General features: G+C 48.8%; 15 protein-coding genes. 10 read left to right on the forward strand and 5 right to left on the reverse strand.

Annotated features, from left to right (window positions below):
- Nucleotides 1-28: 28 nt before the first annotated feature.
- Both FA954_RS02895 and FA954_RS02900 read right to left on the reverse strand, forming a co-directional pair.
- Complete coding sequence (locus FA954_RS02895) at nucleotides 29-415, reverse strand: DUF2512 family protein (protein ID WP_037993099.1); 387 nt, start codon at nucleotides 413-415, stop codon at nucleotides 29-31.
- A 66-nt stretch (nucleotides 416-481) separates the two neighbouring features.
- A complete protein-coding gene (locus tag FA954_RS02900; protein ID WP_037993097.1) occupies nucleotides 482-1,261 on the reverse strand; it encodes an alpha/beta fold hydrolase in 780 nt (259 codons plus the stop codon).
- A gap of 267 nt (nucleotides 1,262-1,528) precedes the next feature.
- Here FA954_RS02900 and FA954_RS02905 point away from each other — a divergent pair, with 267 nt between their 5' ends.
- Together FA954_RS02905 and FA954_RS13960 are read left to right on the forward strand one after the other, a co-directional pair.
- Nucleotides 1,529-1,867 (forward strand): hypothetical protein, encoded by a 339-nt coding sequence (locus FA954_RS02905; RefSeq protein ID WP_037993096.1) that lies wholly within the window; start codon nucleotides 1,529-1,531, stop codon nucleotides 1,865-1,867.
- A 91-nt stretch (nucleotides 1,868-1,958) separates the two neighbouring features.
- Nucleotides 1,959-2,225: a Sec-independent protein translocase subunit TatA/TatB gene (locus FA954_RS13960; RefSeq protein WP_037993094.1), complete on the forward strand. Its 267-nt coding sequence runs from the start codon at nucleotides 1,959-1,961 to the stop codon at nucleotides 2,223-2,225.
- 34 nt (nucleotides 2,226-2,259) lie between these two features.
- Here FA954_RS13960 and FA954_RS02915 read toward each other — a convergent pair whose 3' ends face one another.
- Both FA954_RS02915 and FA954_RS02920 read right to left on the reverse strand, forming a co-directional pair.
- Nucleotides 2,260-2,457, reverse strand: coding sequence for a YbdD/YjiX family protein (locus tag FA954_RS02915; protein WP_037993093.1), 198 nt, complete (start codon nucleotides 2,455-2,457; stop codon nucleotides 2,260-2,262).
- Between the two features lie 6 nt (nucleotides 2,458-2,463).
- Nucleotides 2,464-4,596: a carbon starvation CstA family protein gene (locus FA954_RS02920; protein WP_082813549.1), complete on the reverse strand. Its 2,133-nt coding sequence runs from the start codon at nucleotides 4,594-4,596 to the stop codon at nucleotides 2,464-2,466.
- 235 nt (nucleotides 4,597-4,831) lie between these two features.
- Between FA954_RS02920 and gatC the strand changes: the two genes are divergently transcribed.
- From gatC to FA954_RS02945, 5 genes are read left to right on the forward strand one after another with little or no spacing between them, the layout of a single operon-like run.
- Nucleotides 4,832-5,122 (forward strand): Asp-tRNA(Asn)/Glu-tRNA(Gln) amidotransferase subunit GatC, encoded by a 291-nt coding sequence (gene gatC, locus FA954_RS02925; RefSeq protein ID WP_037993091.1) that lies wholly within the window; start codon nucleotides 4,832-4,834, stop codon nucleotides 5,120-5,122.
- A gap of 11 nt (nucleotides 5,123-5,133) precedes the next feature.
- Nucleotides 5,134-6,600, forward strand: coding sequence for an Asp-tRNA(Asn)/Glu-tRNA(Gln) amidotransferase subunit GatA (gene gatA / locus FA954_RS02930; RefSeq protein WP_037993088.1), 1,467 nt, complete (start codon nucleotides 5,134-5,136; stop codon nucleotides 6,598-6,600).
- On the forward strand, nucleotides 6,597-8,036 hold the full coding sequence (gene gatB, locus FA954_RS02935) for an Asp-tRNA(Asn)/Glu-tRNA(Gln) amidotransferase subunit GatB (RefSeq protein ID WP_037993087.1): 1,440 nt from the start codon (nucleotides 6,597-6,599) through the stop codon (nucleotides 8,034-8,036). Before gatA ends, gatB begins: the two co-directional genes overlap by 4 nt.
- A gap of 49 nt (nucleotides 8,037-8,085) precedes the next feature.
- Complete coding sequence (locus FA954_RS02940) at nucleotides 8,086-8,397, forward strand: hypothetical protein (protein ID WP_037993086.1); 312 nt, start codon at nucleotides 8,086-8,088, stop codon at nucleotides 8,395-8,397.
- A gap of 11 nt (nucleotides 8,398-8,408) precedes the next feature.
- A complete protein-coding gene (locus FA954_RS02945) occupies nucleotides 8,409-9,170 on the forward strand; it encodes a sirohydrochlorin chelatase (protein WP_138614846.1) in 762 nt (253 codons plus the stop codon).
- 20 nt (nucleotides 9,171-9,190) lie between these two features.
- Here FA954_RS02945 and FA954_RS02950 read toward each other — a convergent pair whose 3' ends face one another.
- Nucleotides 9,191-9,442, reverse strand: a complete 252-nt coding sequence (locus FA954_RS02950) for a YkuS family protein (protein ID WP_037993084.1) — start codon at nucleotides 9,440-9,442, stop codon at nucleotides 9,191-9,193.
- An 87-nt stretch (nucleotides 9,443-9,529) separates the two neighbouring features.
- Here FA954_RS02950 and FA954_RS02955 point away from each other — a divergent pair, with 87 nt between their 5' ends.
- The 3 genes from FA954_RS02955 to FA954_RS02965 all read left to right on the forward strand — a co-directional run bounded on the left by FA954_RS02955 (nucleotide 9,530) and on the right by FA954_RS02965 (nucleotide 13,539).
- Nucleotides 9,530-10,627, forward strand: a complete 1,098-nt coding sequence (locus FA954_RS02955) for a HupE/UreJ family protein (protein WP_138614847.1) — start codon at nucleotides 9,530-9,532, stop codon at nucleotides 10,625-10,627.
- Nucleotides 10,628-10,706: 79 nt separating this feature from the next.
- Nucleotides 10,707-12,125 (forward strand): NADP-dependent phosphogluconate dehydrogenase, encoded by a 1,419-nt coding sequence (gndA, locus tag FA954_RS02960; RefSeq protein WP_037993082.1) that lies wholly within the window; start codon nucleotides 10,707-10,709, stop codon nucleotides 12,123-12,125.
- 112 nt (nucleotides 12,126-12,237) lie between these two features.
- Nucleotides 12,238-13,539, forward strand: a complete 1,302-nt coding sequence (locus FA954_RS02965; RefSeq protein WP_037993081.1) for an NCS2 family permease — start codon at nucleotides 12,238-12,240, stop codon at nucleotides 13,537-13,539.
- Nucleotides 13,540-13,694 lie beyond the last annotated feature (155 nt).

Raw genomic sequence — 13,694 nt, forward strand, 5'->3', positions numbered from 1 at the left:
AGAAGAAAAGGGGAACGAAAGGGAAGGGTTAAAAAACCTCTTTTTTGCCAAGAAATTTAAAAAACCAGCGATGGTAAAACCATTCGATGACGGCATAGAGGATCCCGGCGGTCAAGGAAATTTGAAAAAGCGGCACTTGGTTGATTTTAAAGTTTTTGGTGCCGATATCCATATCAAAAAAGTAAGTCCCGATGAACCAAACAATGAGAAAACTTAACAAGGCATCCGACAGAGTGGTGAACATATTCCCCATTTTCGGCAGCAAAAAGAAATCCCCCAGATATCCGGCCAATGCAAGAACAATGCTGACAAACAGAATCGATTTATAATCAATGTCGTAAATCAATCCCAACGTAAGGTAGAGAAGCAAAGTGACATAGATAAACTTGATGATCAGATGGTAAGTATGATTCAACGCGCAAGCTCCTTTCCGGTTTTTTGTTATTATTTCACCGCCATAAACACCTATGCATGCGATGGATCAATCGGTGGTTTCATACAGCGCCAGCCACGCGCGGACGGCTTGATTGAGTTGCCGTGCAGCTCGGGTGATTAAGTGATGCGGCTTGTGGTTCAGCGGAAAATGAGTGGAATTGGGCAGGTTTTTGGTGAGAACTTCGGTATATTTGCGGAACCGGTCATTCCGGGTTCCCGAGAAAACCAAAACAGGTGCCTGAATGCCCGGCAGGAGCTTGGTGCCGTTAAATGTTTGGCTGTATTGAAAGTATTGCTTGATGTTTTCCGGGTTTCCCACGCGGGCTGCGGCATGGAGATAAGAAAACATTTTGCGGCTGCCGGCGTTGGCCATGCAAATGCCCCGTGACAAAAACGGAAAGCCGATGCGGTTGCACAAAGCCACAGCCAGATCCAATTCCGCTTGGATGATCGGATCGGATATTTCTGAAAGCGCACTGATTAAGATTCCGCCCAAAAATCGTTCGGGGTGGCGATGCAAGGCGTTTAACGCCACGCTTCCACCTGTGGAATACCCGGCCAGATAAGCTTTTTCGATTTGCAAGTGATCCATCAGGCGGCAAAGATCCTGGATGATTAACGGATAGGTCACCGGCTGGCGCGACGGGCCGCTGAATCCATGGCCGCGAACGTCAAAAAGGATCAGTTGATAACGGTGTTTCAAATCTTCTTTCTGATATCGGAAGACGCGGCTGGTGATCAGCGGAGGATGGATAAAAATGATGGCAGGGCCGTTTCCTTCCGATTCGTAGTAAAGCCGGGTTCCGCCGCAATCCAAAAAGGGCATTTTTTTTCGCCTCCTTCGCTTGTTGGCTTTATTTTGGCAAGAAGCTGGAAAAAGTATGAGAAAAATGCCCGCAATGGTGGCAGGATTTTGGGGGCGCCGGAGGGAAGATTAAGCAAAACCGGGTTTGCTTGTACAAGCCGGGAATGAAAGAAAACCGCAATTTTGATATTTTTGTCAAAATATCGACAAATTGCAGGGATATTTTTGACAAAAATTTCTATATAATGGAAGAAACAAAAGCAGAGTCAGAGATGGAGCTGATCGGCGATGGAAGAATTGCAATCTTTGTTGCATGCGGTGATGGAACGGATTGACATGCAGTCTGCAAGCATTGAACAGATCAAAACGGATATCTCGGATTTAAAAAAGAATTTGAACAAGGTGGAGCAAAAAGTCGACCGGATCGAATCGCACGTCAACGGAATGAAACAAATGGTGGGAATGATCAAAGAGGAACTTTCCTCTATCGACCGCTCAAAGGAGAGGCTGGATCAGGTTCTGATTGAGGAAGAAAATTGGCAGGAACAGATCACACAGGCTTTGGCCTTATGTTCCAAAGAAAAGAAGAATCAGCTTAAAAACATCATTGATCAGCATGTAGGGTAAGCCCGGACACGTTGTTTGGGTTTTTCTTTGTTTTGAATCGGTGTTATAATGGATACGATCTGAAGTGTCCCTTGATAAAGGAGGAAGCAAAGTGAGCATCAATGGTGTGGAATGGCTGCTGATATTTGTGGTGGCACTCATTTTGTTTGGTCCGAAGAAACTGCCGGAATTGGGACGAGCCCTTGGGAAATCGCTTCGAGAATTTAAAAAGGCCACCAGCGGGGTTTTAAGCGAAGAAGATTCGGGACAAGGAGCAGAGGCCAAGCCGGATGCACCCAAAGCGGAAAATGCCAAGACCGAAAATCCGAAGGCGGAAACCCAAACCGTGAAAGACGAAACAAAAACACCCAGCCTCTAAAGACCAGAGGTGGGTGTTTTTTTGCTGTTTCCGTTCAGCAACAGCGGCGGATGTCGCCGCTTCCGTATCGTTCATCGATGGCCTGGCGGTAAAATTCGGCTCTTGTCATCGGGATTTGGTCCGGATGATGTTTTTTAAGGTGCTCAAGATATCGGTTGTAATTGGGGACACCGGCCATTTCATTTAAATAAAAAGCAATGGCCCGGCAGGATTTTTTGATCCATTTCACCATTCAAATTCACCCCTTCACGGTTTTGGGTTGATGCGGAACGTACGGCGCTTCTTTTGCCGACAGGGGTTCGTGTTTGACCAGCACCTTGTACCAGATGCGGGCCGCATCCACAATAATCACGAGCACAAAAGCAATGAACAAGAAGGTTAAGACGGCATCAATCTGATTGTTCAAAACGATGCGTTTCATTTCTTCAATCGATTGCGCCGGACCCAGCAACTGGTTGTTGGCAATCGCTCCGGAATATTTGTTGGCCGCCGCGATAAATCCGATCGAAGGATCGGAATGGAACAACTTTTGCCATCCCGCTGTCATGGTGACGATGGTCAGCCATCCCAGCGGAATGAACGTTACCCAGGAGTAGGCGGCTTTTCCCATCTTGATCAAAATAGTGGTGCCGACAACCAGCGCAACGACCGCGAGCATTTGGTTGGCGATCCCAAACAGGGGCCATAACGTGTTAATGCCGCCCAACGGGTCGATGACGCCCTGGTATAAAAAGTATCCCCAGCCGGCAACGACCAGTGCGCTCGCCAGGATGTTTGCCGGATAAAACTTGGTGTCTCCCAGTTTTGGGACAACCCTTCCCATCAAGTCTTGCAAAATGAAGCGGCCCACTCGGGTACCGGCATCAATGGTGGTCAGAATGAACACGGCTTCAAACAAAATGGCAAAATGATACCAGAATGCCATCAACGATTGACCGCCGATCACTTCAGAAAAGATGACGGACATTCCGACGGCAAGGGTCGGAGCTCCGCCGGTGCGGGAAAGAATGGTGCTTTCACCGACCGATTCAGCCAGTTGCGACAAATCCTGTGGCGTTACGGTGAATCCCATCTCCGTCACGGCCCGGGCTGCCGAAATGACGTCATTTCCGATCACCGAAGCCGGACTGTTCATGGCAAAGTACACACCGGGGGTCAGGATGCATGCCGCGACCAATGCCATGATGGCGACGAAAGATTCGGTCAGCATTCCTCCGTATCCAATCATGGTGGCATGGGATTCCCGGGCGATCATTTTGGGAGTGGTGCCGGATGAAACCAAAGCGTGAAATCCGGAAATGGCACCACAAGCGATGGTGATAAAGACAAACGGGAACAGATCGCCGGAGAACACGGGACCGGTTCCGTCAATAAATTGGGTTAAGGCCGGCATTTGAAGATCCGGCAAGACAATGAGAATGCCGACAGCCAGTCCGAAAATGACCCCCACTTTCAAAAAGGTGCTTAAATAATCGCGTGGAGCGAGCAAAAGCCAAACCGGAAGAACCGAAGCGACAAAGCCGTAAATAATCATCATCCAGGCGATGGTGGTGCCTTCAAACGTGAAGTGGGAAGACAGGGCTGGATGAGCGGATACATATTGTCCCCCGTAAATGGACAAGAGCAACAAGGCAAACCCGATGATGGAGGCTTCCAGCACTCTCCCCGGCCGCAGATAGCGCATGTAAATGCCCATAAATATGGCGATGGGGATCGTCATCACAATGGTGAACATTCCCCACGGGCTGTGTGCGAGCGCTTGTACAACCACCAATGCCAAAACCGCCAGCAAAATAATCATAATTCCCAAAATGGCGATGGCAGCCGTGAATCCGCCAACCGGGCCGATTTCTTCGCGTGCCATGTCACCGAGCGACTTTCCGTTTCGCCGCATGGAGCCGAACAAAATGATAAAATCTTGCACGGCCCCGCCAAGCACCACGCCGACGATGATCCAGATCGTTCCCGGCAAATACCCCATTTGTGCCGCCAAAATGGGACCGACAAGGGGACCGGCGCCGGCAATGGCCGCAAAATGGTGGCCGAACAACACCCATTTGTTGGTGGGAACATAATCTTTGCCGTCGTTATGAATTTCTGCCGGAGTTTTCCGATTGTCATCCAATTCGAAAATTTTCCGCGCGATAAAACGGCTGTAAAAACGGTAAGCAACCGCATAGGTGCAGACGGCGGCGATAATCAGCCAAAATGAGTTCACCGATTCGCCGCGGTTTAAGGCCAAAACGGCCAAACCGGCGGCGCCTAATACGGATATTCCTCCCCATATGAGAATGGACAATAGTCGATTTTTCACTTTCAACCCTCCTGCTGATGAGAATTCGTCCGAACCGGTTGAATGGCGTTGCTTCATCGAATTCATCAAAATATTTATTGAATTTTATCATTATTATACTGGAGATTTTTCATGATTTCGACAAAAATATTTCCGGTTTTCGTCAAAAAATAAGGTCTCGGTTCCCACGGACCTGTATTTAAAAGGACGGAGCCAAAGAAAAACTAATGAAATTTACGGTTTTATGCTATACTGTGAGAAGTTAAAGTGGAAGAATAATAAGGCACGCGATTGTTTAGCGGAGGTGAACGAGATGGCGATTTCCAAAGAAGAGGTTTATAAAGTGGCTGAACTGGCCCGTTTGAAATTAAGTGAAGAGGAAGCGGAGCGGTTTACCAGCCAGTTAAATGATATTTTGGAGTTTGCCAATAAATTGAACGAATTGGACACAGATCATGTGGAACCGACCAGCCATGTTTTACCGATGATCAATGTGATGCGGGAAGATGAAGTGCGTCCGTCCCTGGACCGGGAAAAAGTATTGAAAAATGCACCGGAACATCAAGACGGAATGTTTCGTGTGCCGGCAGTTTTTGAAGAGTAAGGGGGAGAACGATGTCGCTGTTTAATGAATCCATAAAGAGCATACATAAACGCTTGGCAGATCGTGAAATTTCGGCCACAGATCTGGTGAATGAATCCTTGCGGCGCATTGAAGAAGTCGACGGACAAGTGAAAGCTTTTGTTCACGTGGATGCGGAAGGCGCCCGAAAGCGTGCGGAGGAGTTGGACAAGAAGCTTGCAAACGCTTCGGAAAAAGGTCTGCTCGCCGCTTTACCGGCAGGCATCAAGGACAATATTTGCACCGAAGGCATGACCACGACGTGTGCCAGCCAGCTTTTGTCCAATTACCAGCCGATCTATAACGCCACGGTGATGGATAAATTGGAACAGGCCGAAGCGGTGACGGTGGGAAAAATGAACATGGACGAATTTGCGATGGGTTCCTCCACGGAAAACTCCTCTCTCCACTTGACCCGCAATCCGTGGGATCTAAACCGGGTACCCGGAGGATCCAGCGGAGGTTCGGCCGCAGCGGTGGCCGCCCGCGAAGTCTATTTCTCACTGGGATCGGATACCGGCGGATCGATCCGCCAACCGGCAGCATATTGCGGCGTGGTTGGCATGAAGCCGACCTACGGGCGTGTTTCCCGTTATGGTTTGGTGGCTTTTGCCTCTTCGTTGGATCAAATCGGGCCGTTGACGAAAAACGTGGAAGACACCGCTTATGTCTTGCAAGCCATTTCCGGTCACGATCCTCATGACACCACCTCGGCCCCGGTAGAAGTGCCGGACTATCTGTCCGCTTTGACCGGAGAGATCAAAGGCATGAAGGTGGCCGTGGCCAAAGAAATGTTGGGAGAAGGTATTGATCCTTTCGTACGTGAAACGGTTCAAAAAGCGATTGACCAGCTGGAAAAAATGGGCGCACATGTGGAGGAAGTTTCCCTTCCCCATATGGAATATGCGGTAGCGGCCTACTACATCATTGCCCCGGCGGAAGCCTCTTCCAACCTGGCCCGCTTTGACGGCGTGCGGTACGGGGTTCGCAAAACCGGGAAAAACTTGTTGGATCTTTATCTGGAATCGCGCAGTCAGGGCTTCGGTCCCGAAGTGAAACGGCGGATCATGCTCGGAACTTATGCCCTCAGCTCCGGTTATTATGATGCTTACTACAAAAAGGCACAAAAAGTGAGAACATTGATCCGTCAGGATTTCGAGAACGTATTCAAGCAATTTGACGTGATTGTCGGACCGACCACGCCGACAACGGCCTTTAAAATCGGCGAACAGGCGGACGATCCGCTGACCATGTATATGAACGATATTTTGACCATTCCGGTCAATCTGGCAGGATTGCCGGCCATTAGTGTTCCGTGCGGTCTGGCAGACGGCATGCCGGTTGGTTTGCAGATCATTGGCCAGCCTTTTGCCGAATCGACGGTATTGCGCGTGGCTCATGCCTATGAACAACAAACTGAGTCATTGCCGGCTCCGATGGTGGGAGGGAACGCAGAATGAGTAAATATGAAACAGTCATCGGTTTGGAAGTTCACGTCGAACTGTCCACGAAATCCAAAATCTTTTGCGGTTGTTCGACTGAGTTCGGAGCTCCCCCCAACACGAATACCTGTCCGGTTTGCCTGGGGCATCCCGGCGTGCTTCCGGTATTGAACAAACAAGCAGTGAATTTCGCGATGAAAGCCGCCATGGCCCTGAATTGTGAGATTGCCGAATACAGCAAGTTTGACAGGAAAAACTATTTTTATCCGGACAGCCCGAAAGCTTACCAAATCTCTCAATATGATCAACCGATCGGCCAAAACGGATGGATTGAAATCGAAGTTGACGGAAAAAAGAAACGCATCGGAATCACGCGCTTGCATCTGGAAGAAGACGCCGGAAAGCTCAATCACAGCGATAACGGCGACGGTTCCCTGGTTGATTTCAACCGTGTGGGCGTGCCGCTGATTGAGATTGTATCCGAACCCGATCTCCGTTCACCGGCCGAAGCCCGGGCTTACTTGGAAAAATTAAAAACGATCATCCAGTACACGGGTGTATCCGATGTCCGGATGGAAGAAGGTTCGTTGCGTTGCGATGCCAATATCAGTTTGCGTCCGGTCGGCCAAAAAGAATTCGGCACCAAGACGGAAATGAAAAACTTAAACTCGTTCAAAAACGTGGAAAAAGCGCTGGAATATGAACAAAAACGGCAACAGGAAATTTTGGACCGCGGCGAAAAAGTGGTGCAACAAACCTTGCGCTGGCTGGAACAGGAAAACCGGACGAAAACCATGCGCAGCAAAGAGGAAGCGCACGATTACCGTTACTTCCCCGAACCGGATCTGGTTACGCTTCATATTGACGAAGCTTGGAAAGAAGAAATCCGCGCAAGCATCCCTGAATTGCCGGATCAGCGAAAAGAACGGTACCAAAAAGAGTTCGGGCTCAGTGATTATGATGCGGGAATTTTGACCAGCTCCAAAGCCGTTGCCGATTTTTATGAAGAGACAGTGACGAAAAAAGCGGATCCGAAACTGGCTTCCAACTGGATTATCACTGAACTGTTGGGATACCTGAACCGGGAAGGCATTGAAATCGAAGCCATCCGGATGACACCGGCTCATTTGGCTGAAATGATCTTATTGATCCAAAAAGGAACCATCAGCAGCAAAATCGCGAAAAAAGTGTTCAAGGAAATGCTGGATACCGGAAAAGACCCCGGCACCATCGTGAAAGAAAAAGGATGGGTCCAAATCAGTGACGAAGGGAAGCTGAAAGAGGAAGTCGCAAAAGTGATTGCCGCCAACCCGCAATCCGTTGAGGACTTTAAAAACGGAAAAGACCGGGCGCTTGGTTTCCTGGTTGGTCAGGTGATGAAAGCAACCCGGGGCCAAGCCAATCCGAAATTGGTGAATGAGTTGATCTTAAAACAAATTCAATCGTCCAATTAAAAAGCTCGCCTTTCGGCGGGCTTCTTTCTAATCAGAAGGAGGCTTGGTTGTGCTGCTTTTTCATCTTGTGATTATTGCGCTTCTGTTGGGGGCGGGGGTTTATTTTTTATTTTTGGTGCCGGCTCCTTATGAAGCGGTTACTTTTTTGATTTTTGCGTTGTACTTTTTGTTGACTTATTATGAACGGACGGCCCGGGCGTTTCCCAAACCGGTTTATTGGGTGACGGTTTTTTTGCTGGCTTTAAACGGAGTGGCTCAGGTCTTTTTTTATGCGGAAGGCCTGATGAATGGGATGATCAGCTTCTTTTTTGCTCTTTTGACATTTAAATCCATGCAGAAAGTGGCAGATCATTCAAAATAAGGGGATGTGTGATGGCGGAAAAAATCGGGGTGCTGGTGATTGCTCATGGTTCCAGAAGCAAACAGTGGGTCCGGTTGGTTGATGATGCCGCAAAACAGGTAAAAACGGACCATCCGCTTACGGTCGGTTTTTTGGAACTGGTGAAAGGGCGGAAGATTCAAGACGGAATTGATGCATTGGAAGCCCAAGGGGTAAACCGGATTTTCGCCATCCCTTTGTTTGCTTCTTCCGGCAGCAAACATATTGAAGAAATCCGGTTTATGTTGGGGCTGACCGGCCGTCTTCCGGCCGCATCCGATGCCGCACCGTTGAACGTGCATGCCAAAGTGGCGATGAGTCCCGCGATGGACGACCATCCGATCATTGCGGAAATGTTGGCCAAAAGAATCCAAGCTCTTATCCGGAAACCGGAGGAAGAGGCGGTTTTGCTGGTGGGACACGGAAATGGATTGCCTGGTTTCAAAGAGAAGTGGGAAGCCGGAGTGAACGGATTGGTGAAGCAGCTGCGGCGAAAGTTTCCTTTGGCCTGTATCACCTCTGCCTCCCTTTCATCGGACGAATTGCGAAAACGGGCTGATGCTTTGAGTCAGAAATACCGGGTGTTGGTTTTGCCTTTGTTTTTAAGCGAGGGGTACTTCACTGACCAACTGATTCCCTCCCGTTTGGAAGGATTGAAGGTTGAATACCTCAGGTCGGCATACTTGCCGGATCCGGGGGTTTCCCGTTGGATGGAGGCCATGGTGGAGGACCTGAAGAAAAAGACCAAGTCATAACAGATGACTTGGTCTTTTCTTTAAGATCCGGCAATTTGTTCAATCCTCCGGCAAACTTCTTCCGGGGTCAGGCCGCTTGCGCTGATGACCGGACAGTTTTCCACTTGGTCTTGCATGCCCATTAAATTCTGATCTTGTCCGGATATGACAATTGCGGCATAATTACCTTGATTTTGCAGTGATTCCGCTTGATATTCCTCCACTTGGAAACCTCTTTGGCTCAAGTAATCACGGACGGGCGATAATCCGGCTTCCACTGCAACGCGTTTCATGATTTAATCCCTCCTGTTTCTTGGTACGTTGTTAGTTTGATGGAAATGGCCCGGAATTATACGAAATGATGTGGGAGGAGAGATAGGATGGAGAAAATCCGTTATTGGGGATGGATGGGATTTTTATTGTGGATGATCGTTTTTTTGCCTTTGTTGCCGGCAGAGGCCCATCCGTTGCATCTGGTGTCTACGGATCTTTCGGTCGAAGGCAATCAAATTCATGTCTCGATGCTGATCAATGAGCCCCTGTTGGAACAGGTGGCGGGGAAGCAGCTGGTGCTGAAGGAAAATAAAGTGCGTGAAGAACAGGAGAATCAAATCGAAAGCTATATAAAAACACGGTTTGTTGCAAAAAATAATAACCGTCCGATGCCATTCACATTGAAAGAAATCACCCGGCCGGAACCGGGGCACTACAGGGTGGAGGGAGTGTTTGTTTCCACGGAACCGGTTGGCAAAGTGGATTTGTCCTATCAAATGTTCTTTGAATTCAACAAAAGCCAACACCAAAACGTGGTCAAGATCCATAACGGGGATCAGGAAGGGCATTATGTTTTTCATGATGACAACCGGCATCTGACTTTTTCCAAACAAACGGATTTGTCGGTTTGGCTGACGGCCAAAGAGTTTGTTTATATGGGAATGACACACATTTGGTTTGGGTTTGATCACTTGGCTTTTTTGGCGGGTCTTCTGGTGGCCGCGGGAAACGCGAAAAACTTGTTGAAGGTGATTACTTGTTTCACCGTTGCCCATTCCATCACGTTGATTTTGGCCGTCATGGACATTATTGCAGCCCCCTCCAAGTGGGTGGAAGTGCTGATTGCACTGACCATTGTTTATGTTGCAGTGGAGAATTTCTTTTTCCGGACATACCCTCATCGACTGACGGTTACGTTTTTCTTCGGATTGATTCACGGTCTCGGGTTTGCCGGTTCGCTGGCGGATATCCACTTGCCCAAAACCAATTTTCTCACCGCCCTCTTTTCGTTTAATGCGGGGATTGAAATCGGGCAATTGTTGGTGGTTTCCTTGGTGTTCCCGTTGCTTTGGCAGATCCGCATGCGAAACGGGGCACTTAAGCGCCGGATCATCCGGTGGGTTTCGGCGGTGATGGCGTTATTGGGAGTTTTGTGGATGGTGGAGCGGGCCTTTGAGATTCAAATTCCGTTTTTCCCGATTTGAAGAAGAATGAATTTGTTTTTGTTATAATTAATTATTAAAGATGAACAATACTTTACATTTATAGAAGGATGTGTCGTTCATGGCAAAAAGTCATATCGGAGTAATCGGACTGGCAGTGATGGGCAAAAATCTGGCTTTGAATATGGAAAGCAAAGGTTATACCGTATCTGTCTTCAACCGTTCTCCGGAGCGGACGAAAAAGCTGACCGAAAAACACAGCGATTTGAATATCGTTGGTACATATACCATGGAAGAATTTGTTCAGTCTCTTCAAAGGCCGCGCCGGATCATGTTGATGGTCAAAGCCGGCCAACCGACGGATGACATGATTCAACAACTGAAAAAATACCTGGAACCCGGCGATATCGTGATTGACGGCGGCAATGCCTTTTACGAGGACACCATTCGCCGCAGCAAAGAATTGGAAGCCACCGGGATTCATTTTATCGGGGCCGGGGTGTCCGGAGGGGAAGAAGGAGCTCTGCACGGACCGGCCATTATGCCGGGAGGATCCAAAGAAGCCTATGAGCAGGTCCAACATATTTTGACCGACATTTCCGCCAAAGTAAACGGCGATCCCTGCTGCACCTATATTGGCCCGGACGGAGCCGGACATTATGTAAAAATGGTTCACAACGGCATCGAATACGGCGACATGCAATTGATCAGCGAAGCTTATCATTTGTTGAAACATCTGTTAAACATGAATGCCGAAGAATTGCATGAGGTCTTTAAAGAATGGAACCAAGGCGAGTTGAACAGTTACCTGATCGAAATCACGGCAGACATCTTTACCAAAGTCGATAAGGAAACCGGACAGCCGTTGGTTGAATTGATCCTGGATACCGCCGGGCAAAAAGGAACCGGAAAGTGGACGAGCCAAAGCTCCTTGGATCTCGGCGTCCCGCTCTCCATTATCACCCAGTCGGTTTATTCCCGCTTTTTGTCGGCCATGAAAGAAGAGCGGGTTAAAGCCAGCCAGGTCTTAAAAGGGCCGAAAACCGGCTGCCATACGGTGATCGAGGACCGGGAAGCATTGATCGAATCGATCCGCAAAGCCCTTTATGCCAGCAAGATCTGTTCGTATGCCCAAGGATTTGCCCAAATGAAAGCTGCATCCGATGCATTTGGCTGGGATTTAAAACCCGGGGAAATCGCGATGATTTTCCGTGGCGGATGCATTATCCGTGCCCAATTCCTGCAAAATATCAAAGAGGCATATGACCGGGATCCGAACTTGAGCAACTTGCTTTTGGACCCCTACTTTAAAGGGATTGTGGAAGAGTATCAGCAAGCTTGGCGGGAAGTGGTGGCAACGGCGGTGTTAAACGGCATTCCGGTGCCGGCTTTTGCCAGTGCCATCAACTACTATGACAGTTACCGCTCTGAGAAATTGCCGGCCAACCTGTTGCAAGCCCAGCGCGATTATTTTGGAGCTCATACTTACCGGCGCATTGACCGGGAAGGCGTGTTCCATACGGAGTGGACAAAAGAATAATTTGGAGACCCCGGGATATCATTTCCGGGGTTTTTTTCTTGCATTTTATACATAAAACGAATAATATATATCTGTGCTTCTAATAATATTCGTTTTTTGGGGGAGTTCATCCATGTTTCAATTGGAAAAACACGGATCTTCCGTTAAAAAAGAAATCATTGCAGGAATGACCACCTTTTTCACCATGTCTTATATTATGGTGGTGAACCCGATTATTTTGGCGGATGCCGGGGTTCCCTTTTCGTTGAGTTTCTTTGCCACCATCATTGCGACGGTGGTTGGAACGCTGGTCATGGGATTGTTCGCAAATTACCCGATTGCCATTGCTCCGGCGATGGGTTTAAATGCATATTTTGCCTATTCCGTGGTGAAAGCCCATCAAGGATTGGGATATGAAGAAGCGTTCGCGGCGGTCTTTGTCGCGGGGATTCTCTTTGTTCTGATTTCGTTGACGCCGCTTCGGACCAAGCTGATTGAAGTGATCCCTTCCAATTTGAAAAGCGCGATCACCGCAGGCATTGGATTGTTTATTGCTTTCATCGGTTTGCGAATGTCGGGATTGATTCAAGACCATCCCTCCAATTTGGTGGCGCTTGGCAATCTTCATTCTGCTTCGGCGCTGCTTACGCTGGCCGGATTGGCGATCACACTGGCTTGTATGGCCTTGAATCTTAATGGCGCTTTATTTATCGGGATGATCGGGACGGGAATCATTGCTTATTTGACGGGACAGCTTTCTTTTGACAGCGGCATTGTGTCGGCTCCCGAGATTCCAAACCGGCTCGTGGTGGACAATCCGGTTCATGCGTTTCAAATCGTGTTTGATTACGGTTTGTATGCAGTGGTCTTTTCCTTTTTGCTGGTCACTTTGTTTGACACCACCGGCACTGTCTTGGGGGTTGCCAAACAAGCCGGATTGATGAAGGAGGGAGTGCTTCCCCGGGGGGAAAGGACCCTGCTGGCCGATTCGGTCGCAACCTTGACGGGCTCCGTTTTTGGAACCAGTCCGACTTCGGCCTATATTGAATCGTCTTCCGGTGTGGCTTCTGGCGGGAGAACCGGGTTGACAGCCGTGGTGGTGGCCGTGTTGTTTGCCCTTTCCGCCTTTTTCAGCCCGTTGGTTCAATCCGTGTCCGGGATTGCGGCCATCACGGCCCCGGCTTTGATTGTGGTCGGCGCCCTGATGATGAGCCATGTCAGCCATATCCAATGGAACGAGATCGATGAGGCATTCCCGGCATTTATGGTGATTTTGAGCATGCCGCTGACGTCAAGCATCGCCACGGGAATTGCGCTGGGCTTTCTCACCTATCCGCTGATGAAAATCTTCCGCGGCAAGTGGAGAGAAGTTCACTGGCTGGTGTATCTCTTTGCTGTCCTGTTCTTTTTCCAACTGGTTTATCTGCCCCATTGACCCGGACATTGACAGGCTTGTGGGAATTTCCCGCAAGCCTTTTTCTATAACGAAATATTCACTTTGAAGTGGGCAGGGGTGTTGGGTAAACTAGTAACTAGGTGTTTGTTCCAACGGAATAAGGAAAAATGACGGCAATTTTTTTGAAAGTCCAA

This window comes from Thermoactinomyces vulgaris (assembly GCF_005886755.1).
GTDB classification, from domain to species: domain Bacteria; phylum Bacillota; class Bacilli; order Thermoactinomycetales; family Thermoactinomycetaceae; genus Thermoactinomyces; species Thermoactinomyces vulgaris.

Coding starts and splice junctions, on each gene's coding strand:
- FA954_RS02915 (WP_037993093.1), bottom strand. CDS start 2,457: ATGGTGAAATGGATCAAAAAATCCTGCCGGGCCATTGCTTTTTATTTA.
- FA954_RS02945 (WP_138614846.1), top strand. CDS start 8,409: ATGGCGGAAAAAATCGGGGTGCTGGTGATTGCTCATGGTTCCAGAAGC.
- FA954_RS02950 (WP_037993084.1), bottom strand. CDS start 9,442: ATGAAACGCGTTGCAGTGGAAGCCGGATTATCGCCCGTCCGTGATTAC.
- gndA (WP_037993082.1), top strand. CDS start 10,707: ATGGCAAAAAGTCATATCGGAGTAATCGGACTGGCAGTGATGGGCAAA.
- gatB (WP_037993087.1), top strand. CDS start 6,597: ATGAGTAAATATGAAACAGTCATCGGTTTGGAAGTTCACGTCGAACTG.
- FA954_RS02920 (WP_082813549.1), bottom strand. CDS start 4,596: ATGAAGCAACGCCATTCAACCGGTTCGGACGAATTCTCATCAGCAGGA.
- FA954_RS02900 (WP_037993097.1), bottom strand. CDS start 1,261: ATGCCCTTTTTGGATTGCGGCGGAACCCGGCTTTACTACGAATCGGAA.
- gatA (WP_037993088.1), top strand. CDS start 5,134: ATGTCGCTGTTTAATGAATCCATAAAGAGCATACATAAACGCTTGGCA.
- gatC (WP_037993091.1), top strand. CDS start 4,832: ATGGCGATTTCCAAAGAAGAGGTTTATAAAGTGGCTGAACTGGCCCGT.
- FA954_RS02955 (WP_138614847.1), top strand. CDS start 9,530: ATGGAGAAAATCCGTTATTGGGGATGGATGGGATTTTTATTGTGGATG.
- FA954_RS02905 (WP_037993096.1), top strand. CDS start 1,529: ATGGAAGAATTGCAATCTTTGTTGCATGCGGTGATGGAACGGATTGAC.
- FA954_RS02965 (WP_037993081.1), top strand. CDS start 12,238: ATGTTTCAATTGGAAAAACACGGATCTTCCGTTAAAAAAGAAATCATT.